This window comes from Streptomyces sp. NPDC041814, from assembly GCF_055590565.1.
Genome location: NZ_JBVJAM010000015.1, coordinates 95,657 through 116,491, shown reverse-complemented (window position 1 = coordinate 116,491; position 20,835 = coordinate 95,657). Strand labels below are relative to the sequence as shown.

General features: G+C 71.8%; 20 protein-coding genes. 10 read left to right on the top strand and 10 right to left on the bottom strand.

The features are described 5' to 3' along the window. Positions 1-154 precede the first annotated feature (154 nt). Positions 155-1,606, bottom strand: a complete 1,452-nt coding sequence (locus ACZ6C6_RS30575) for an endo-1,4-beta-xylanase (protein WP_469207443.1) — start codon at positions 1,604-1,606, stop codon at positions 155-157. A gap of 304 nt (positions 1,607-1,910) precedes the next feature. Between ACZ6C6_RS30575 and ACZ6C6_RS30570 the strand changes: the two genes are divergently transcribed. Next, positions 1,911-3,383: a non-reducing end alpha-L-arabinofuranosidase family hydrolase gene (locus ACZ6C6_RS30570; protein WP_469207441.1), complete on the top strand. Its 1,473-nt coding sequence runs from the start codon at positions 1,911-1,913 to the stop codon at positions 3,381-3,383. Between the two features lie 49 nt (positions 3,384-3,432). On the opposite strand, the gene ACZ6C6_RS30565 is transcribed toward ACZ6C6_RS30570, so the two are convergent. The 6 genes from ACZ6C6_RS30565 to ACZ6C6_RS30540 form a co-directional block, all read right to left on the bottom strand. Then, on the bottom strand, positions 3,433-5,091 hold the full coding sequence (locus ACZ6C6_RS30565; RefSeq protein ID WP_469207439.1) for a catalase: 1,659 nt from the start codon (positions 5,089-5,091) through the stop codon (positions 3,433-3,435). Positions 5,092-5,245: 154 nt separating this feature from the next. After that, positions 5,246-5,491, bottom strand: a complete 246-nt coding sequence (locus ACZ6C6_RS30560) for a DUF6480 family protein (protein WP_469207437.1) — start codon at positions 5,489-5,491, stop codon at positions 5,246-5,248. A gap of 118 nt (positions 5,492-5,609) precedes the next feature. Next, complete coding sequence (locus ACZ6C6_RS30555; RefSeq protein WP_469207435.1) at positions 5,610-5,876, bottom strand: DUF4235 domain-containing protein; 267 nt, start codon at positions 5,874-5,876, stop codon at positions 5,610-5,612. Next, on the bottom strand, positions 5,873-6,187 hold the full coding sequence (locus ACZ6C6_RS30550) for a hypothetical protein (protein WP_469207434.1): 315 nt from the start codon (positions 6,185-6,187) through the stop codon (positions 5,873-5,875). Before ACZ6C6_RS30550 ends, ACZ6C6_RS30555 begins: the two co-directional genes overlap by 4 nt. 251 nt (positions 6,188-6,438) lie before the next feature. After that, a complete protein-coding gene (locus ACZ6C6_RS30545) occupies positions 6,439-7,983 on the bottom strand; it encodes a pectate lyase family protein (RefSeq protein ID WP_469207432.1) in 1,545 nt (514 codons plus the stop codon). A gap of 205 nt (positions 7,984-8,188) precedes the next feature. Beyond that, positions 8,189-8,614, bottom strand: a complete 426-nt coding sequence (locus ACZ6C6_RS30540; protein WP_469207430.1) for a DUF3592 domain-containing protein — start codon at positions 8,612-8,614, stop codon at positions 8,189-8,191. Positions 8,615-8,940: 326 nt separating this feature from the next. On the opposite strand from ACZ6C6_RS30540, the gene ACZ6C6_RS30535 reads away from it, so the two are divergent. Then, a complete protein-coding gene (locus tag ACZ6C6_RS30535) occupies positions 8,941-9,855 on the top strand; it encodes an AurF N-oxygenase family protein (RefSeq protein ID WP_469207429.1) in 915 nt (304 codons plus the stop codon). A 21-nt stretch (positions 9,856-9,876) separates the two neighbouring features. Continuing rightward, positions 9,877-11,511: an FAD-dependent oxidoreductase gene (locus tag ACZ6C6_RS30530; protein WP_469207427.1), complete on the top strand. Its 1,635-nt coding sequence runs from the start codon at positions 9,877-9,879 to the stop codon at positions 11,509-11,511. A gap of 11 nt (positions 11,512-11,522) precedes the next feature. Here ACZ6C6_RS30530 and ACZ6C6_RS30525 read toward each other — a convergent pair whose 3' ends face one another. Beyond that, positions 11,523-12,050 (bottom strand): DoxX family protein, encoded by a 528-nt coding sequence (locus tag ACZ6C6_RS30525; protein WP_469207425.1) that lies wholly within the window; start codon positions 12,048-12,050, stop codon positions 11,523-11,525. A 234-nt stretch (positions 12,051-12,284) separates the two neighbouring features. Here ACZ6C6_RS30525 and ACZ6C6_RS30520 point away from each other — a divergent pair, with 234 nt between their 5' ends. Both ACZ6C6_RS30520 and ACZ6C6_RS30515 read left to right on the top strand, forming a co-directional pair. Then, the gene (locus ACZ6C6_RS30520; RefSeq protein WP_469207423.1) at positions 12,285-14,300 is read left to right on the top strand and encodes an FAD-dependent oxidoreductase; all 2,016 of its coding nucleotides are present in this window, start codon (positions 12,285-12,287) and stop codon (positions 14,298-14,300) included. Between the two features lie 199 nt (positions 14,301-14,499). Then, positions 14,500-15,030 carry a PadR family transcriptional regulator gene (locus tag ACZ6C6_RS30515; RefSeq protein ID WP_469207421.1) on the top strand — a complete coding sequence of 177 codons (531 nt, stop codon included), beginning with the start codon at positions 14,500-14,502 and terminating at the stop codon, positions 15,028-15,030. Between the two features lie 10 nt (positions 15,031-15,040). On the opposite strand, the gene ACZ6C6_RS30510 is transcribed toward ACZ6C6_RS30515, so the two are convergent. Then, the gene (locus tag ACZ6C6_RS30510; protein WP_469207419.1) at positions 15,041-15,976 is read right to left on the bottom strand and encodes a DMT family protein; all 936 of its coding nucleotides are present in this window, start codon (positions 15,974-15,976) and stop codon (positions 15,041-15,043) included. Beyond that, positions 15,973-16,788, bottom strand: coding sequence for a phosphatase PAP2 family protein (locus ACZ6C6_RS30505; protein WP_469207417.1), 816 nt, complete (start codon positions 16,786-16,788; stop codon positions 15,973-15,975). The genes ACZ6C6_RS30510 and ACZ6C6_RS30505 overlap by 4 nt, the downstream gene beginning before the upstream one ends. Positions 16,789-16,936: 148 nt before the next feature. On the opposite strand from ACZ6C6_RS30505, the gene ACZ6C6_RS30500 reads away from it, so the two are divergent. The 5 genes from ACZ6C6_RS30500 (at position 16,937) to ACZ6C6_RS30480 (ending at position 20,834) form a co-directional block, all read left to right on the top strand. Next, entirely contained in the window at positions 16,937-17,566 is a 630-nt protein-coding gene (locus tag ACZ6C6_RS30500) for a TetR/AcrR family transcriptional regulator (protein ID WP_469207415.1), read from the top strand. Between the two features lie 207 nt (positions 17,567-17,773). Then, positions 17,774-18,781 (top strand): SPFH domain-containing protein, encoded by a 1,008-nt coding sequence (locus tag ACZ6C6_RS30495; protein WP_469207414.1) that lies wholly within the window; start codon positions 17,774-17,776, stop codon positions 18,779-18,781. Then, entirely contained in the window at positions 18,778-19,677 is a 900-nt protein-coding gene (locus ACZ6C6_RS30490; protein ID WP_469207412.1) for a diacylglycerol kinase catalytic domain-containing protein, read from the top strand. The genes ACZ6C6_RS30495 and ACZ6C6_RS30490 overlap by 4 nt, the downstream gene beginning before the upstream one ends. A 105-nt stretch (positions 19,678-19,782) precedes the next feature. Beyond that, positions 19,783-20,289, top strand: coding sequence for a nucleotide triphosphate diphosphatase NUDT15 (locus ACZ6C6_RS30485; protein WP_469207410.1), 507 nt, complete (start codon positions 19,783-19,785; stop codon positions 20,287-20,289). 50 nt (positions 20,290-20,339) lie between these two features. Further along, entirely contained in the window at positions 20,340-20,834 is a 495-nt protein-coding gene (locus ACZ6C6_RS30480) for an FBP domain-containing protein (RefSeq protein WP_469207408.1), read from the top strand. Position 20,835: the final 1 nt, after the last annotated feature.

Below are 20,835 nucleotides of genomic sequence, written 5' to 3'. Positions count from 1 at the left end.
GGAAGCGGTTCCTTTTCATGGTGCGGGGTGCAGGGGGGTTGCTCGACAGGCGGAGCGGGGGGCCACGCCGCGGGGGGCCACCGCCGTGACGGCGGTGGCCCCCGGGGCTCTCAGCGGATTCCCCGTCGGGCGAGGAGGCCGGGGCGGGACCGTGTCAGGACGACAGGGTCCAGCGCTGGTTGCTGCCGCCCGAGCAGGTGTAGAGCTGGAGCTGGGTGCCGTTGGCGGTGCCGGCTCCCACGGCGTCGAGGCAGAGTCCGGACTGCACGCCGACGATGGATCCGTCGGAGTTGAGCCGCCACTTCTGGTTGTCGCCGCCCCAGCAGCTGTAGATCTGGATCTTGGCGCCGTTGCCGCTGCCGGCGGCGTCCAGGCACTTGTTGCCGTAGACCCGCAGTTCCCCGGCGGAGGTGGACGCCCACTGCTGGTTGGTGGCGTTGTGGCAGTCGTACAGCTGGACCGCGGCGCCGTCCGAGGTGCTGGAGTTGGGCACGTCCACGCAACGGCCCGAGGCGACGCCCTTCAGCTGCCCGCTTCCGCCCTCGTTCCCGCCCGGGTCGGGGGGCGTGGTGGAGCCGCCGTTGAGGGCGTTGAGGACGGAGGTGTAGGCGGCCTTCTTGCTGCCGTCGTTGTTGAACAGCAGCGGCGTGTCACCCGATCGCCAGGAGTCGCTGTCGCGGACGCCCCAGACGGTGATGCCGAGGCAGCGCGAGACGGCCAGGCAGTCGTTGGTCACGTTGGCGTAGGTCGAGGCCGACGCGCCCTGGATGTCGAGCTCGGTGATGGCCACGTCCACGCCGAGGGCGGCGAAGCTCTGCAGGGTGGTGCGGAAGTTGCTGTCGTACGGGCTGCCGCTGTTGAAGTGGGACTGGAAGCCGACGCAGTCGATGGGGACTCCGCGCTGCTTGAAGTCCTTGACCATGTTGTACACGCCCTGGGTCTTGGCCCAGTTCCAGTTCTCGATGTTGTAGTCGTTGTAGCAGAGCTTGGCGGCCGGGTCGGCGGCGCGCGCGGTACGGAAGGCCACCTCGATCCAGTCGTTGCCGCTGCGCTGGAGGTTGGAGTCGCGGCGACCACCCGAACTGCCGTCCGCGAACGCCTCGTTCACGACGTCCCACTGGGCGATCTTGCCCTTGTAGTGGCCCATCACACCGTTGATGTGGTCGATCATCGCCTGGCGCAGGGTGCTGCCGCTGAGGCTCTGCATCCAGCCGGGCTGCTGGGAGTGCCAGGCCAGGGTGTGGCCCCGCACCTTCTTGCCGTTCTGCACGGCCCAGTTGTATACGCGGTCGCCGGCGGTGAAGTTGAACTGGCCGCGCTGCGGCTCGGTGGCGTCGATCTTCATCTCGTTCTCGGCCGTCACCATGTTGAACTCGCGGGACGCGATCGAGGTGTAGGCCGAGTCGCCGAGCTTGCCCGAGGCGATGGCGGTGCCGAAGTAGCGTCCGCTCTGCGCCGCGGCGGCACCGAGGGTGGTCTCGGCGGCGTGCGCCTCCGACGGTGCGACCAGTGCGGCGGAAGCACCCAGGACGCCGACGAGCAGGGCCGGCAGGAGTGCGCGGAGTGGTCGGCTGAGAGCGGATCTCGGAAGGGCGTAGGAGCCCATGGCTGTGCCTCCTCGGTAGGGGGGATCGGGGAAGGACCGGAGCGCGGCGGGCCGCGAGACCCGCTCAGCAACGGATGATTGAGGCTTTGACCGTGACTCGTCAATACTTCGGTCAAAGAATGTTTCCGCGCTTGAAACGAAATATTTCGAAACGCTTGACGCTGAGTTATTCGCAAGAGAATCCGCCGTGGACCTTGACTGTGAGCGCTAACATTTCTAGCTTGTGGCACCACACGCCGAGCCCTGTTCGAAACATTTCGACAGTGTCTCTGCCCTCAAACCCCTGCTCTCAGGAGGTCCCCCCATGCGGTGTCGCCCCTTGTTTCCCTTCCGCAGAGGTCGGCTGCTCGCCGTCCTGGCGCCCTTGCTGCTCGTCGCCACGTTCCTCGGTGCACAGCCCGCCGCCGCCGCGACCGTGGATCCCAGCGCCTCGTACGTGCTGGTCAACCGCAACAGCGGCAAGGCGCTGGACGTATACAACCTGGCGACGAACGACGGTGCCCGCATCACCCAGTGGTCCCGGAACGACCAGGCCCAGCAGCAGTGGCAGTTCGTCGATTCCGGCGACGGCTACTACCGCGTCAGGTCCCGTCACTCGGGCAAGGTGCTGGACGTCTACAACTGGTCGTCCGCGAACGGCGGTTCCATCGTCCAGTGGACCGACCTGAACGCCACCAACCAGCAGTGGCGGCTCGCCGACAGCGGTGACGGATACGTGCGGCTGATCTCGCGCCACAGCGGCAAGGCCCTCGAAGTGCAGGGTGCCTCCACCGCCGACGGCGCGAACATCGTCCAGTACGACGACTGGAGCGGCGCCAACCAGCAGTGGAAGCTGGTGAAGGCCGGCGACGAGAACCCGGGCACCGGTACCTGCGAGCTCCCGTCCTCGTACAGCTGGAGCTCCACGGGCGCGCTGGCGCAGCCCCGATCCGGCTGGGCCTCGCTGAAGGACTTCACCGTTGTCCCGTACAACGGCAAGCAGCTCGTCTACGCGACGACGCACGACACGGGGTCGAGCTGGGGGTCCATGAACTTCACCCCGTTCACCAACTGGTCGGACATGGCGTCGGCCGGGCAGAACGCGATGTCCTCCGGGACCGTGGCACCCACGCTCTTCTACTTCGCGCCGAAGAACATCTGGGTGCTCACCTACCAGTGGGGCGCGACCGCCTTCTCGTACCGGACGTCGAACGACCCCGCCAACGCGAACGGCTGGTCGGCCCCGCAGACCCTCTTCTCCGGGAGCATCAGCGGCTCCGGCACGGGACCGATCGACCAGACGCTCATCGGGGACGGTACGAACATGTACCTGTTCTTCGCCGGTGACAACGGCAAGATCTACCGGGCGAGCATGCCGATCGGGAACTTCCCGGGCAGCTTCGGTTCGTCCTCGACCGTGGTCATGAGCGACACCACGAACAACCTGTTCGAAGCCCCGCAGGTCTACAAGCTGCAGGGCCAGAACCGGTACCTCATGATCGTCGAGGCGATCGGCTCCCAGGGCCGCTACTTCCGCTCGTTCACGTCCACCAGCCTGAGCGGCTCGTGGACGCCCCAGGCCGCGACCGAGAGCAACCCCTTCGCGGGCAAAGCCAACAGCGGCGCCACCTGGACCAACGACATCAGCCACGGCGAACTGATCCGCACCAGCGCCGACCAGACGATGACCGTCGACCCCTGCAACCTGCAGCTGCTCTACCAGGGCCGCAGCCCCCAGTCCGGCGGTGACTACGGTCTCCTGCCGTACCGGCCCGGTCTGCTGACGCTCAAGCACTGACCGCACTGGCCGGCCCTCCCGCGGCGGACGCGCGGGAGGGCCGGTCGCGTCAGCGGGTGACGACGTGGCGCTCGTCGGGAACGCAGTGGGTCATGGTCAGACCGGTGACGTCGCGCGGCGGGTTGTCGCCGAGGCGGGAGAGGCGCTGCCGGTCCTCGTCGGTGAGGGTCTGGCCGGGCAGCGGCTCCAGACCCTTGACGTCCGCCGGGGTGATGCGGAGCCCTTCCCCGATCTTGAGGCCCAGTTCGTTCTCCACGAGCAGGAAGTGCCAGACCATCCGCTCCTGGACCGGCCGGTCGCACTGCGACAGCAGGTTGACGAGGTTGAGCACGAGGTCGTCGCGCTCCCACTGCTCCATCAGGAGGTAGCGCTGCCCGGCCTGGAGATAGTCGTTGGTCCGGGGGATGCGCTTGCGGGTGAGCCGGCCGCGCACCTCGGGGCCCACCTCGTCGTGGGTGGGGTGGCCCGCCTCGCGCAGGCCGCCCGTGATGGACGGCTCGTAGTTGACGATCGGGTTCCCGCCGCCGCCGTCCACGTGGTAGGTCATCAGGCCGTCGCGCTGGTTGGTGCGCACGGTGGCGTTCTTGGCCTGGTTGACCGGGAGTTGGAGGTAGTTGGGCCCGACGCGGTAGCGCTGGGTGTCGCTGTACGAGAAGGTGCGTCCCACCAGCATCTTGTCGTCGGAGAAGTCGAGCCCGTCCACCAGCACACCGGTGCCGAAGGAGATCTGGTCGTTCTCCGCGAAGTAGTTCTCCGGCATCCGGTCGAGCACCATCCGGCCCACCGCCCTGGGCGGGAAGTCCTGCTCGGGCCAGGTCTTGGTGTCGTCCAGCGGGTCGAAGTCCAGCTCCGGATGGTCGTGGTCGTCCATCAGCTGGACGAGCAGCTCCCACTCCGGGTGGGCGCCGCGCCCCACCGCCTCGTACAGGTCCTTCGTGGCGTGGCCGAGGCTGTCGGCCTGTACGTTCGCCGCGTCCTCCTCGGTCATGCTGCGCACGCCCGCCTTGGGCATCCAGTGGTACTTCACGAGGAAGGACTCACCGGCCTCGTTGACCCACTTGTACGTGTTGACGCCGAAGCCCTGCATGTGGCGGTAGTCCGCCGGGATGCCGCGCGGGCTGAACAGGTTGACCAGCATGTGCATCGACTCGGGCGTCTGCGACATGAAGTCGAAGATGCGCCTCGGCTGCTGCTCGAACGTGACGGGGTCCGGCTTGAGCGCGTGGATGACGTCCGGGAACTTGATCGCGTCCCGGATGAAGAAGACGCCCAGGTTGTTGCCGACCAGGTCCCAGTTGCCGTCCTCGGTGTAGAACTTCACCGCGAAACCGCGCGGGTCGCGCGCCGCCTCGGAGGAGTCCCGGCCGCCGATGACGGTCGAGAAGCGCACCGCGACGTCCGTGCGCTTGCCGCGCTCCTGGAAGAGCTTGGCGCGGGTGAACCGGGCGACGGGCTCGTCGCCGAGGGTGCCGTACGCCTCGAAGTAGCCGTACGCGGTGACGCCCCGGGCGTGCACGACGCGCTCGGGGATCCGCTCGCGGTCGAAGTGGCTGATCTTCTCCAGGAACTGGTAGTTCTCCAGCGTGGCCGGGCCGCGGGCGCCGACGGTGCGCTGGTTCTGGTTGTCGTACACGGGATGGCCCTGCCGGTTGGTGAGCGTCTCGCGCTCGTCACCGGCGGCGGGCCCCCTGCTCGATACGTCCGTCACGTGTGTCGACTCCTTCGGAACGTGTACGTATGCGCCTTTTCCTCAAGCTATGCGAGGTTTGCGCAACAGGCAGGGCGGGTCGCCCGTGCGGGCGTGCCGGGACGGCCCACCCGTTCCGGGCGGGTTCGGCCGTTCGGGTCGCCGCTCCCCCGTGTCAGAGCAGCAGGATGATCGCGTACACCAGGAAGAACGCCGCGATGAGCAGCGTCACGCCGATGATCAGCGCCATCGGGGCCTTCGCCCAGCCTTTCGGCGGGTTGTACGTGATGTCCTGGGGGCCCGCCCCGGACAGGCCGCCCTCCGCCGGCGGCGTCTCTTCGGGCGGCACTCCGCCGCCTGGTGCCGGTGGCCTGGTCTCGCGGGGTTCCGGATCCGGGTCCGGGGTCTGCGAAGGAGTCATGTGATCCACGTTCCCCGAAGACCGTCCGGTTCGCCCGCGCACGGCCCCGCGCACCCCGGTGGACAGAGGGGGCCGACGCCCTTGAACCGGCGTCGGCCCCCTCCGTTTCCGCTGCTCTTCAGCCCGGCCAGCTGCCCGTCAGGCGGCGGGCGGTCACCGCACCCGAACGCTCTATCGCCGCCTTGACCACGGCGAAGATCGCGCCCTGGACGGCCGCGGCGAGCAGAATCTCCCGCCACCTGCGGTCCTCGTCCATGGCGTCGGGGGCGTCGCCCTCGCCCTCGATGACCTTCCACACCTGCTTGAACGCCATGCCCGCGACCATGCCGCCCGCGGCGCCCAGGATCAGCCCGACCGGCTTGTACGCGATCTTGGCCGCGTTCACCGGCGGTGGCCCCGGCCGCGGCGGACCAGCACGACCACCGCGAGCAGTGCCCCGGCCGCGAGCAGGGGGGCGCGGTGGGTGCGCGCCGCGGTGGCGGCCCGGCCCGCGGTCTCCCGCAGCGGGCCGGGCGCCTTGTCCGCCGCGTACTGTCCGGCCCGGGCCGCGCTCTCGCGTACCTGGGCGGCGGCCTGGGCCGTCTTCTCCATGACGGGGTCGGGCGTGCGTTCCCTCAGCTTCTGGGCGACCAGTGCCGCCTTGTCGCGCACCTGGCCGGTGGCCAGGGCCGCCTTCTCCGCGGTCTGCTGCCTCACAGCGTTCGTCCTCTCCTGCGCCTTCGCCGTGCTGTCGGCCTCGGCGCTGTCGTCGGTCTGCTCGGGCGGTGCCCTTGCCGTACCGCCTGCCCGGCTCCATCGTGCTCATACGAGGCGGGCCGCCCTTCCTCGACCGCCCGGATCGCGGGCCGCGCCCATCCGTCCGGCTCAGTGGCACCCCGCGACACGCGAAGGGCCGGCCCGGGGAGGGTGAGGCTCCCCGGACCGGCCCGGCCGTGCGGAAGGGCGGGCTAGCCCGCGTACGTCTCGAACTCGGCGATCCTCGGTGTGCCACTGGCCGAGGTGATCTCGAAGGTGATCTTGCGCAGGGACGTGGCCGGGATGGTGATCGTGCCCGCGCCGCTGCCGGTCTTGAGGACCGCGCCGGTGTCGGCGTTCAGCAGCCGCCAGGAGCCGGTCACGCCCTGGGCGCCCGCCGCCTCGCGGATGGTGACCGCCGAGACGGTCGTGTCGGAGGCCCACTTGACGGACACGGAGCCGGTCGAGCCGGCCGGGGACCAGTAGGTGTTCAGGTCACCGTCGCGCACGTTGCCGTAGCTGGTTCCGCTCGCCTTGCTGGAGCCGTCCGCCCCCGCGCCGAGGCTGAGGTTGGTGCCCGCGGGAGGTGTGGTCGGGTCCGTCGGGTCCGTCGGGTCCGTCGGGTCGGTCGGGTCGGTCGGGGTCGTGGTGGAGCAGTCGCCGTCCGAGACCTTGAGCCCCTTGTTGGCGCCCGCCGTGCTGGTCACGATGGAGGGCACGCAGGAGGACGCGTCGAGGGTGTACGCGTAGGGGATGCTGACGGTGGTGTTGGACTGCGGGTCCGGTCCGGCCGGGTGGTTCTCGGTGCCGGGTGAGGACCAGGTGACGTTGTCGAAGGTGTTGCCGCTGACCTGCCAGTACCCGATGGCGTCGGTGTAGAAGGTGCCCAGGACGTCCTTGGAGTCCTTGAAGTAGTTGTTGTCCACCTTGGCGTGGGCGCCGGCCCGGGAGTTGATCCCGGACTTGTTCAGCTTCACGTAGTAGTTGTTGTAGATGTGGGCGACGCCGCCGCGCAGCAGCGGTGTGCGGGAGTCGACGTTCTCGTACAGGTTGTGGTGGAACGTGACGTAGCCGTTGTCGAGCTGGGTCTCGCTGGAGCCGATCAGGCCGCCCCGGCCGGAGTTGCGCAGGGTGCTGTACGACAGCGTCACGTACTGGGTGTTGTCCTTCATGTCGAAGAGACCGTCGAAGCCGTCGTCCTCGCCGCCGGACGCCTCCAGCGTCGCGTGGTCGACCCAGACGTTGCGGACGTCGCTCTCCATGCCGATGGCGTCACCGCCGTTGGAGGTGGGCGAGCCGGACTTCTTGACGTTCCTGACGGTCACGTTCTGGATGATGATGTTGCTCGACTGGCGTATGTGGATGCCCAGTTGATCGAAAACGGCCCCGCTGCCGACGCCGATGATGGTGACGTTGCTGATCTGCTTGAGCTCGATGACACCGTCCGCCGTGTTGCAGCTGTCGCCCGACACCTTGGCGGTGTTGGCGTGGTTGATGGTGCCCTCGACCTCGATGGTGATCGGCGTGCTGCTGCTGGCCCGGCCGCACAGGGCCTGGTGGATCTGGGTCCCGGTGGTGGCACGTACGGTCTGCCCGCCCGCGCCGCCCGTGGTGCCGCCGTTCTGGCTCGCGAAGCCGGTGGCGCCGCCCGCGACGGCGGCGGATGCCGAGGGCATCGTCAGGACGGCTCCGGCCGCGGCCGCCAGGGCCATCGTGGACAGCGCCGCAGAAAGTCGCAGCGCGACTGGTCGCCTCATGTTCGTTCCCATTCGTCGAAGAGAGAGGGAAAGCGCTTTCTGGTTGGCGAGGATAGGCACGCCGAGACAGGCCGTACAAGGATGTGAACGCGAAAAGATGGCGCTTTCTTGAATTGGGCACGTCAAGAAGGGGACGTTCCGGACCCAACCGGGCTTTACGTTTCCAGGGCTCCGCCCCTCGGGAGCGAAGGCGCCAGGACGCCGGTCAGAGCACCTCGGCGAGGACCGCGGCCGTCACCAGCGCGAAGGCGCACCCCAGCCCGGCCACGACCTCCCTGGCGCGCCGGGCCCCGAAGGTGGGGACCTGCGCGGTGGCGTCGTCCGGGGCATCCTCCGCGTAGTACACGGTCACGAAGTCACCCTCAGCCACGTCGAGTTGACGCCGCCGCTCCTCGAAGGTGACGGTCCGGCCGGACTCCGTACGGAACTCCAGAGTGGGGCGCGTCCGGGTGACGGGTATGCCGTCGGCGTCCTGCGTCTCCTCCGTGCGGACCCCCGTGCACCGCGCCTCGGCGGTGCGCCCGGCCCACGCGGCCCGCAGCCGGGGGCCCTCCATCTGCCGGTCGAGACTCCGCGCGAGGCTCACCGCCGCGGCCGTGGCGATGACGAAGTAGACGGCGGCGATGACCATGGCGCTCCCCCGGGGTCGGCCGGTCCGGGGCCGATGCCACCGGGCCGCGGCGGACCGCCATGATCCCCCCGGCCCCGATCCGCGGACAAGGCCCTGTGGCTGCAACCCGATGCCGCGCGCACCGGCACGCCGTGGAGAGAACGTGCGAATTTCCTACGCGGGGGTAGTGAGTGCGCCGCTCTTGCTATACCTTCCGTCTAACAGCTTGCTAGACGCAGCGTCTAACAAGCGGGGGCGGCGTCCGACGGCCGGCGATCTCAGTGGGCCGGTACACCACGAGGGCCGGACGGCGCCGGGGCCGATCTCACGAGTCAAGGAGCCGCAGCATGGCAAGCAGCACCGTTCGGCCGGAGGACCAGGACCGGGCCGCCGAGCAGGACGTCGCCCGGCGCCTGCTCGATTCGTCCGCGAAGCTCTCGTACGACCCGGCCACCGAGGTGGACTGGGACACCCCCCTGGACACAGACCACCACGGGGCGAGCCCCGAGTGGAGCACGCTCTACGCCACCGCGTACTGGGGCGAACTGACGGAGGATCAGCGCAAGGCGCTGACCCGCCAGGAGGCCGCATCCGTCGCCAGCACCGGAATCTGGTTCGAGATGATCCTCCAGCAGATGGTGCTGCGGGACATGTACGCCAAGGACCCGACCGACCCGCGCTTCCAGTGGGCCCTGACCGAGGTCGCCGACGAGTGCCGGCACTCGATCATGTTCGCCCGGGGTGCGGCGAAGCTGGGCGCTCCGGCGTACCGGCCGCGCCGCCCGGTGCTCGAACTGGGCCGCGCCTTCAAGACCCTTGCCTTCGGCGAGGCGGCGTACGCGGCGATCCTCGTGGCCGAGGAGGTGCTCGACGTGATGCAGCGCGACTGGATGCGGGACGAGCGCGTCGCGCCGTTCGTCCGCACGATCAACAACATCCATGTGGTCGAGGAGTCCCGCCACATGAAGTTCGCCCGCGACGAGACCCGCAAGCGTCTGCGCGACGCGGGCCCGGTGCGCCGCCACCTCAACGCGCTCGTCGTCGCCATCGCCTCGTACTACATCGTCACCAGCATGGTGAACCGGGACGTGTACGCGAACGCCGGACTGGACGCCGCACGGGCGCGGGCCGAGGCGAAGACCAACGAGCACCACAAGTCCCTGATGCGGTCGAGCTGTTCGGGGCTGATGGAGTTCCTGGCCTCGGCCCGTCTGCTGACGAAGCCGGCCCTGTTCTTCTACAAGCGCGCCCACCTGATCTGACCCGAGCCGAGAGCCCGAGCCATGACCTACGCCATCACCCAGACCTGCTGCAACGACGCCACCTGTGTCGCCGTGTGCCCCGTCAACTGCATCCACCCGACGCCGGAGGAGCGGGACTTCGGCCGTACGGAGATGCTGTACGTCGACCCGGAGACCTGCATCGACTGCGGGGCGTGCGCCGACGCCTGCCCGGTGGACGCGATCTTCCCGGTGGACCGCCTCTTCGGGCCGCGCAAGGAGTACGCCGCCATCAACGCGGCCTACTACGCGGACCGGGAACCGGAGCCCGTCACCGGTCCCAACTTCCATGCCTGGGGCGCCCCTTCCTTCGAGCGGAGCCTGCCGGCGGACTTCGCGCCGATCCGGGTGGCGGTCGTCGGGACCGGGCCCGCCGGGATGTACGCGGCGGAGGACCTGCTGCTGCACACCAACGCCGAGGTGACCCTGATCGACCGGCTCCCGGTGGCCGGCGGACTCGTCCGGTACGGCGTGGCGCCGGACCACCCGGGGACGAAGGGGGTCGGCGAGACGTTCGCACGGTTCCACGCCCACCCCAGGGTGCGGATGCACCTCGGGGTCGAGGTCGGGACGCACATCTCCGCCGAGGAGCTGTCCGCGCACCACGACGCGGTGATCTACGCGGTCGGAGCGGGCGCCGACCGCAGGCTCGCCATCCCGGGCGAGGACCTGCCGTCGAGCATCGCGGCGACCTCGTTCGTCTCCTGGTACAACGCGCACCCGGAGGTGGCGCCGGACGCGGTGGACCTGTCGCGGGCCGAGCGGGTGGTCGTCGCCGGGAACGGCAACGTGGCGCTCGACGTGGCGCGCATCCTCGTCGCGGACCCGGCCGGGCTCTCGGGCACCGACATCGCCGACCACGCCCTGGCCGCCCTGCGCGGCTCCGGGGTGCGCGAGGTCGTGCTGCTCGGGCGGCGCGGCCCGGAGGACGCCGCCTGTACGTCGTCCGAGCTGCTCGCGCTCAGGCATCTTCCGGGTGTGGAGCTGGTGGTCGACGACCACGATCCGCGCATCGGCCCGGCGATCGAGGAGGCGGCGCCGGGCGGACCGGCCGCCGTGCTGCGCGGGGTCCGCCGGGAGCGCGTGGACTGGTCGGGCCCGCCGGCGGACGGGCGGCGCATCGTGCTCCGCTTCCACTCGGCGCCCGTGGAGGTCACCGGCCGGAACGACGTGGAGGGCGTCCGGGTCACGGCGGACGGGGGCGAGTCCGCGATACCGGCGCAGCTGTTCCTGCGGGCCATCGGCTACCGGGGGCTGGCGGTCCCCGGGCTGCCCTTCGACGAGGTGAGCGGCACGGTGCCGCACGAGGGCGGCCGGGTGGCGGGCCGGCCCGGCACCTATGTCGTCGGCTGGATCAAGCGGGGGCCCTCCGGAGGCATCGGTGCCAACCGCACCTGCGCCGCCGAGACGGTCGGCACGCTGCTCGCGGACGCGGTCGCCGGTGCGCTCCCCTCCCCCGCCCACCCCGCCAAGGCGTTCGGCCGCCTGGTCCGGGGCCGCAGCCGCCAGGTGGTCGACGCGCGCGGCCTGGCCGCGATCGACCGCGCCGAACGGGCCCGGGGCCGGGACGGGGGCCGTCCGCGGGTGAAGTTCGGCACGGTCCCGGAACTGATCGCGGCATCGAAGGGGCGCCGCTGAGGGGCGCCCCCTCAGAACTGCTCCGGCTCCGGCACCTGCGCCCGGGCGCGGCGTCCGACCACCGCCGCGGCCGCCGCCGCGCTGCCCCCGAAGGCCAGGGCGACCATCCACGGCTGGTTGAACGCGTGGCCCGTGGCGTGGTCGACCGAGTAGCGGCCGGGGCCGGTCAGACCGATCGCGGCGGCGGTGAAGCCGAGGAACGCCGGATATTCGTAGCCGCCGCCCTGGGCGAAGAAGCCCGCAGGGGCATGGACGGCCACCGCGCCCGCCATCGCGCCGGCCGCCGCCGCACCGGCGGCCGGGGTGGCCAGGCCCAGGGCGAGCAGTACGCCGCCGCCCGCTTCGCCGAGCCCGGCGGCGAGCGCGCTGTGCTTCGGTGGATGGAAGCCCATCGCCTCCATCGCGGCGGTGGTCCCCTCGATTCCCCCGCCGCCGAACCAGCCGAGGAGCTTCTGGGCTCCGTGCGCGGCGAGCACCGCGCCGGTGCCGGCGCGCAGGACGAGCAGACCGAGATCGTGACGGTTGAAGCAGCAGCCCATGGGGGTCTCCGGTGGGGTTCCGGGCCCCGCCCGGACGGCGCGGGCCCCTCGTTTCCGTACGTCACCACTCTCCGCGCCCCACGGGGCACGGGGACCTTGGTGTTACTCCATCCGGGCGAGTCACGTCGGGGCGTGAGCCGTGACACAGTGCGACGAACACCATTGTGCAACTTGTTGCAGAATGGTGCGGCGGTGGTTTAGAACTGGGGCGACGCCACAGCGAGGAGCCGCCGCATGAGCCCGTATCCGCACCTTCTGAGCCCCCTCGACCTCGGGTTCACCACCCTGCCGAACAGGGTCGTGATGGGGTCGATGCACGTCGGCCTGGAGGAGGTCGAGAACGGCTTCGAGCGCATGGCGGCCTTCTACGCCGAGCGCGCCAGGGGCGGCGTCGGCCTCATGGTCACCGGCGGCATCGCGCCCAACGAGCGCGGCTGCTCCTTCCCCGGCGGGGCGAAGATGACCACCGAGGCGGAGGCGGCGGAGCACGCCCGGGTGACCTCGGCGGTGCACGAGGCGGGTGGCCGGATCGCCATGCAGATCCTGCATTTCGGCCGTTACGCGCACCACCCGGACCTGGTGGCGCCCAGCGCGCTCCAGGCGCCGATCAGTGCGTTCACCCCGCACGCCCTCACCGACGACGAGGTCGAGGCGACGATCGAGGACTTCGCGACGGCGGCGTCACTGGCCCGGAGCGCGGGGTACGACGGCGTCGAGATCATGGGCTCCGAGGGCTACCTGATCAACGAGTTCATCGCCGCGGCGACCAATCACCGCGAGGACCGCTGGGGCGGCTCGTACGAGAACCGCGTCCGCTTCCCCGTCGAGATCGTGCGCCGGGTCCGCGAGCGGGTCGGCGACGACTTCATCATCATCTACCGGCTCTCGATGCTGGACCTGGTGCCCGGCGGCTCGTCCCTGGACGAGGTCGTGCGGCTGGCGCGGGAGATCGAGGCGGCCGGTGCGACGATCATCAACACGGGCATCGGCTGGCACGAGGCCCGCATCCCCACCATCGCGACCTCGGTGCCCCGGGCCGCGTTCACCTGGGTCACCGAGAAGCTGCGCGGGGCGGTCTCCGTGCCGCTGGTGACGAGCAACCGCATCAACACCCCCGAGGTGGCCGAGCAGGTCCTCGCGTCCGGCCGTGCGGACATGGTGTCGATGGCCCGGCCGTTCCTCGCCGACCCGGACTTCGTCGCGAAGGCGGCGGCGGGCCGCGCGGACGCGATCAACACCTGCATCGGCTGCAACCAGGCGTGTCTGGACCACATCTTCAGCGGCAAGGTCACCTCCTGCCTGGTCAACCCGCGCGCCTGCCACGAGACGGAACTCGTCCTGTCGCCGACCCGCACCCGCAAGCGCGTCGCCGTCGTCGGCGCCGGGCCCGCCGGACTCGCCTGCGCGGTCACGGCCGCCGAGCGCGGCCACGAGGTGACGCTCTTCGACGCGGCCGACGAGATCGGCGGCCAGCTGAACGTGGCCCGCCGGGTGCCCGGCAAGGAGGAGTTCGACGAGACGCTCCGCTACTTCCGCACCCGGCTCGCGGAGGAGAAGGTCGGCCTGCGGCTGGGCACTCCGGTGGGCGCCGGGGATCTCGACGGCTACGACGCGGTCGTGCTCGCCACCGGGGTCACTCCCCGCACGCCCGCGATCCCCGGCATCGACCACCCGAGCGTCGTCAGCTACCTGGACGTGCTGCGCCACGGCGCGCCGGTCGGCGACCGGGTCGCGCTCGTCGGGGCGGGCGGGATCGGCTTCGACGTGGCGGAGTTCCTGACGGACGGCGGCGAAAAGGCGAGCCTCGACCCGGAGGTGTTCTTCCGGCAGTGGGGCGTCGACACCGAGTACCGCGAGCGCGGCGGCCTCGCGGCCCCGGAGCGCCCGAGGACCGCGCGCACCGTCCACCTGCTCCAGCGCAAGGCGAGCAAGGTCGGCGCGGGCCTCGGCAAGACGACCGGCTGGATCCACCGCACCGAGCTCCGCCACCGCGGGGTCACGATGACGGCGGGCGTCACGTACGACCGGATCGACGACGAGGGCCTGCACATCACGGTGGGCGAGGAGCGGCACGTACTGCCGGTCGACACGATCGTGCTGTGCGCCGGGCAGGACCCGCGCCGGGACCTGTACGAGGAGCTGCGCGCCGCCGGTCGCGAGGCGCACCTGATCGGGGGCGCCGACGTCGCGGCCGAGCTGGACGCCAAACGCGCGATCCGGCAGGGCACGGAGCTCGCGGCCGCCCTCTGAACCGGACGGCCGGGCCCGCCCGGCCGTCCCCCCGGGGGTGTCTTGTCGGTCAGGGCCGGGTCCGCGACGCCTGGCACGGCACCTCTCCGCGTTGCCGAAACGCCCTGATCGCTCCGCGATGAGGAGGCCCCGGCGCCTTGCAATGCACCGCACCGGACGCCGCGGCCTGACCGACAAGACACCCCCTAGGCTGCACCCCATGTCACTGCCGCACGCGATCCTCACCGCCCTGCTGGAGAAACCCTCGTCGGGGCTCGAACTGACCCGCAGGTTCGACCGGTCGATCGGCTATTTCTGGTCGGCGACGCACCAGCAGATCTACCGCGAGCTGGGCAAGCTGGAGCAGGCCGGGCAGATCCGGGCGCTGGAATCCGCGCAGCCGGCCCGGGGGCGGAAGAAGGAGTACGAGGTGCTGCCGGCGGGCCGCGAGGCGCTGTCCGCGTGGGTGGCCCGGCGGGAGGACCCCAAGCAGGTACGCGACCCGCTGCTGCTGCGGATGCGGGCGGCGGCCGTCATCGGGGCGCCCGGCCTCGACGCGGAGCTGCGCCGCCATCTGGAACTGCACCGGCGGCAGCTGGCGGAGTACGAGGCGATCGAGATCCGGGACTTCCCGCCGGAGCGCGACACCCCCGGGGACCGGCTGCGGCATCTGGTGCTGCGGGGCGGGATCGACCTGGAGAACTTCTGGATCGGGTGGATCAGCCGGGCGCTCGCGGACTATCCCGCGTGACGGCCGCGCCTCAGTAACGTCCCGCGCCCACCCGGCGGCGCTGCTCGCGGCGGGCGACGCGGGGGCTGCTGATGACCACCCGCGAGGGGGCGGTCCGCGGTGCGGCGGCCACCGCGGGCGCCGTCTGCGCCTGGGCGCGGGTCAGCAGGATCACGCCCCGGACCGCCGCCACGGTGCCGAGCAGCGCCGGGATCAGACCGGCCGGTCCGCCCTGGAACCGCTCCCCCAGCAGCGCCAGGCCGATCACCGCGGCCGCGACCGGATTGGCGAGGGTGACGACGGCGAGCGGGGCCCCGAGCCCGCCCCGGTAGGCGGTCTGGGAGAGCAGCAGCCCGCCCATCGCGAAGGCGGAGACCAGGACGGCGACGACCACCAGGCGGGCGCTGAGCAGCGGTCCTGTGTGGTCGGTGGCCGCGACGGTGAGGGTCTGGGTGAGCGCGGACGCGACGCCGGACGTGATGCCGGAGGCCGCCGCGTGCCGCAGCCCGGGGCGGGCGCCGGGGCGGCTGAGCCCGGCGACGAGCGCCATGGTCCCGGCGGCCACGGCCAGCGCCTCGGTCATGGTCAGGGTCTCGTGCGGGGCGGCGCCGCCCGCCGTCAGGAGCAGGGCGCCGAGGCCGAGCAGGGTGAGCAGCGTGCCGCGCCACTCGGTGACCGTGACCCGGCGGCCCGCCGCCCGGGCACCGAGCGGGACGGCCGCCACCAGGGTCAGCGCGCCGAGCGGCTGGACCAGGGTGAGCGGCCCGTACTTCAGGGCGGCCACGTGCAGCAGGGCGCCGCCCGCGTTCAGGCCGACCGCGCACCACCAGGCGCCGCGCCCGAGGAGCCGGAGCGTGCCGGTGCCGGGCGCGGTGCGGCCGGCCAGCCGGGCCTGGGCGACCGCGGCGGCGGCGTACGCGGCGGCGGAGACGAGGGAGAGCGCGACGGCGGCCAGGGTGGCGTTCACCGGTGCGCCCCGGAGGCGGCGTACGCGGCGGCGTGCTCCCGCTGCCGTACGACGGAGGGCCAGGGCTGCGGCGGACGGACCGGTTCGGCGCGCGGGAGGCGGAGCGCGGCGAGCGATACGGAGAGCAGCGCGGCCACCACGATCGAGTCGAGCCAGTAGTGATTGGCGGTTCCGACGATGACGAAGAGGGTGATAGCCGGGTGCAGCAGCCACAGCCAGCGCCACCGGGAGCGGGTGGCGACGACCAGGCCGACGCCGACCATGACGGCCCAGCCGAAGTGCAGCGAGGGCATCGCGGCGAACTGGTTGGCCATGGAGTCCGCGGCCGGCTGGGCGCCGTACACCGAGGGCCCGTACACCCGGCCGGTGTCCACGAGGTGGGTGGCGGCGAGCAGGCGCGGCGGGGCGAGCGGGAAGAGCAGGTGGAGGGCGAGCGCGGCGCCGGTGAGCGCGGCGAGGACGCGGCGCGCCCAGACGTAGTGGCGGGGGCTGCGCCAGTAGAGCCAGACCAGGAAGAGCAGCGTGGCCGGGAAGTGCACGGTCGCGTAGTAGGTGTTCGCCAGGTGGATCAGCGTCTCGTCGTGCAGCAGCAGGCCCTGGACGGCGCCCTCGCCGGGCAGGTGCACGGCGCGCTCGGCGTCCCAGACACGGCCCGCGTTGCGGAACGCCTCGTCCACATGGCCGTTGGCCGCCTGGCGGCCGAGCTTGTAGATCAGGAAGAGCCCGACGACGAGAAGAAGCTCGCGGACCAGGGGCGGGCGGGCGAAGCTGTCCGGCTTCCGATCGGCGGGCGTGGTGCCGGTGTACATCACCCGGTGCCCCTTTGCTGATGCGTTTCGGCGGACGTCCGCCCTTATCGATACGCCAGTGTACCGATACGGCGGCGTATCGGTACACACGCGTATCGGTACACTGGCGTATCGATGGACCTCGTCGCAGAGTCGCAGAGAGGGAAGGCACATGTCGCCGCAGCGGACCGATCAGGAGCAGCCCCCCGCGCAGCGCCGGTCGAAGATCACGCCGGAGCGGGCCCAGGAGCTCTACACCGCCGTGCTCGACATGCTGAGGGAGAACGGCTACGAGTCGCTGACCATGGAGGGGGTCGCCGCACGGTCCCGCTGCGGCAAGTCGACGCTCTACCGCCAGTGGGGCTCGAAGCCCGAGCTGGTGGTGGCCGCCCTGCACGGCACCCGGCGCGGCGCGCTGCGGAAGATCGACACCGGTTCACTGGCGGGTGACCTGATGGAGGCGGCGCGGGCGATCGGCGAGGGTGCGGGGCGCGACACGTCCCTGATGCTGGCGCTGAGCCATGCGGCGCTGCAGAGCCCGGAGCTGCTGTGCGCGCTGCGCGAGTCGCTGATCCTGCCGGAGCTGGCCGCGATCGACGCGCTCGTACGGCGCGGAGTGGAGCGCGGCGAGGTGGCGCCCGACAACCCCGCGGTGGAGTTCGTCGCCGCGCAGCTGCTCGGCGTCATGCGGGCCCGGCCGATGCTGGCGGGGGCCCACGCGGACGAGACCTACCTGGTCCGCTTCGTGGAGGGCGCCGTCCTTCCCGCACTCGGCCTGGACGCCCCGGCGTCCCGGCCCTGACAGACGTGGGCCGTCGTCCGAGCGGATGACGGCGGCCCGCCCGCGCCGCACCGTGGGGACGGGGGCGGCGCGCACCCGGCCGGCCGGTGACTTCTCCGAAGTCACCGGCCGTTCGCGTACCCGGCGCCCCGCTTTATTCGTCCCCTTGACGATAAGGCGGGATTCCCCTTATCGTCGTCATGACGAAAATGAGATCAGGGGGTCCCCATGGCCGACATCACCCGCCGCTTCGGCTGGCGCCATCTCCGCTCGGCGCCCACCGCGCACATCCGCCACCACAAGCGCGGCACGCTGACCCACGACGGCGCCGGACTGAGCTTCTGGTACCGGTCGCTGAGCGCCGCGCTCTCCGAGGTGCCGGTCAACGACCGCGAGCTGGCCATGGCGTTCCACGCGCGCACCTCCGACTTCCAGGACGTCACCGTCCAGGCCACCGTCACCTACCGGATCATCGACCCGGCCGAGGCGGCCGCCCGCCTCGACTTCTCCATCGACCCGGACACCGGGGCCTGGCGCGGCGCCCCCCTCGAACAGATCGCCACCCTGCTCACCGAGACCGCCCAGCAGCACACCCTCGACGTGCTGGCCCGCACCCCGCTGGCCGGCGCCCTGGTCGACGGGGTCGCCGCCGTCCGCGAGCGGGTGGCGGCCGGCCTCGCCGCCGAGCCGAGGCTCCCCGCCACCGGCATCGAGGTGGTCGCCGTCCGCGTCGTCGCCATCCGCCCCGAGGCCGAGGTGGAGCGCGCCCTGCGCACCCCCGCCCGCGAGCAGATCCAGCAGGAGGCGGACCGGGCCACGTACGAACGGCGTGCCGTGGCCGTCGAGCGCGAGCGGACCATCGCCGAGAACGAGCTCGCCAGCCAGATCGAGCTCGCCCGGCGCGAGGAACAACTGGTCGAGCAGCGCGGCACCAACGCCCGCCGCGAGGCCGAGGAGAGCGCCGCCGCCGACGGGGTGCGCGCCGAGGCGGAGGCCGCCCGCACGGTGCGGCTCGCGGGTGCGGAGGCGGAGGCGGCCCGGCAGGTGGGCGCGGCGCGCGCCGAGGCGCAGGCGGCCTGGCTGCGGGCGCACGGCGAGGTGGACGCCGCGACGCTGCACGCGCTGGCGGCCACCCGGCTAGCCGAGAACCTGCCGCACATCGACAGCCTCACCCTGTCGCCCGACGTGCTCACGGGCCTGCTCAGCAAGCTGGGCCGGCCGGAGGCCGGGGCGTGAGCCTGGCCCCGCGGGCGGTCCTGGTCCACCGCACCACGGAGTACGAGGAGCTGCTCGCCCGCCACGGCACGCACGGCCAGGCCGCTTTCCTCCTGGCCGCGCGGGGCCGGTCCATCGAGGAGGTGGCCCGCCGGCACGAACGGACCCGGCAGGCCCTGGCGGATGTGGCGGCGGCCGTTCCGCTCACCTGGCGGCACTGCCGGGTGGAGCGGGCCGACCTGGACCGGTTCCTGTTCGCGCCCGAGGACGTGGTGGTGGTCGTGGGTCAGGACGGCCTGGTCGCCAACGCCGCGAAGTACCTCTCCGGCCAGCCGGTCATCGGCATCGACACCGACCCCGGCCGCAACCCCGGCGTCCTGGTCCGCCACCGCCCGGCCGACGCGGGGGCGCTGATGCGGGCGGCCGTGACGCCCGGCGGGCGGGCCGACGCGCTGACGATGGTGGAGGCGGTGGCCGACGACACGCAGCGGCTGCTGGCCCTGAACGAGGTCTACCTCGGCCCGCCCGGCCACCAGACGGCCCGCTACCGGCTCGGGCCCGACACCGCGGACTCCCCCGCCGAGCCGCAGGCGTCCTCCGGTGTCCTGGTGGGCACGGGCACCGGGGCGACCGGCTGGCTGCGCTCGGTCTGGCAGGAGCGCCGCAGCACCCTCCCGCTGCCCGGGCCCGCCGATCCCCGGCTGCTCTGGTTCGTCCGGGAGGCGTGGCCCTCGCCGTCGACCGGCACGTCGTTCGTCGCGGGCGAGCTGGGTCCCGGGCAGGGGCTGCGGCTGACCGCGGAGTCGGACCGGGTGGTGGTGTTCGGCGACGGAATGGAGGCGGACGCGCTGGAGCTGACGTGGGGGCAGAGCGTGCGGCTCGGCGTCTCGGAGACCTCGCTGCGGCTGGCGGTGTGAACGCGGAGGCGGCATCCCCGTAGCGCCCGTCCGGCGGAGCGGGGCCCGGCATCCCCGTAGGCTCGACGCCCGAACCGGACCGCCCGCCCCCTCCAGAGGAGCACCATGGCCACCGAGAGCTCCGCCACCCCCTCCCGTAACACCCGGCCGCCCACGGCGCAGGCCGCGTTGGGGGTCGGCGTGATCGTGCAGGACGCGCGGGGCCGGATCCTGCTCGGCCGTCACCACAGCGGCACCTGGGAACTGCCCGGCGGCAAGGTCGACCCGGTGCCGGAGTCCGTAGCGGCGGCCGCCGTACGGGAGCTGCGCGAGGAGACGGGACTGGCGGTCCCCGAGGACGAGGTCACCGTCTTCGCGATGCTGCACGACGCCCTCGGCGGGATCAACCGGGTGACGATGGCCGCTCTGGTGCGCGTGGACACGGGTACGGCGCGGGTGACCGAGCCGCACCTGATCAGCACCTGGGAGTGGACCCCGCTCGACGCCCTCCCCTCGCCGCTCTTCGACCCTTCGGCGCAGATCCTCGCGACCTGGCGCCCGGACCTCGGCATCCCGCACCCGCCCGTGCACCGTCTCCCCCTGATGCCCGAGAAGCCCCAGGTGAGCCCCTAACTGAATTAATAGTTTGCCTAGACACCATAGGCAGAGTTAGCTTCGTGGGTATGAAGGCCCTGACCGAGCAGGACATCCGCTCATCGTTCGTGAATTGCTCCAAGGGGGAAGCCAAGCGTCTGCCGCTCCCCCGTGATTTCGAGGAGCTGCCGTGGGACGACCTCGACTTCCTCGGCTGGCGCGACCTGTCCGCGCCGGGACGCAGCTACATCGTCACCGAGCACGAGGGCAGGACCGCCGGGATCTCGCTGCGCTTCCCGTCGCAGCAGCGCGGCTTCCTGCACCGGAGCATGTGCTCGCTCTGCCTGACCACGCACCCGGGCAGCGGGGTCTCCCTGATGACCGCCCGCAAGACCGGCCCCGCCGGACGCGACGGCAATTCGGTCGGCCTGTACATGTGCACCGACCTGGCCTGCTCGCTGTACGTGCGCGGGAAGAAGCAGGTGGACTCCGGCGCCCGCTTCAAGGAGAGCCTGACCACGGAGGAGCAGATCGCCCGTACGGTCGGCAACCTCCACGCGTTCGTCACGAAGCTCTTCGGCTGAG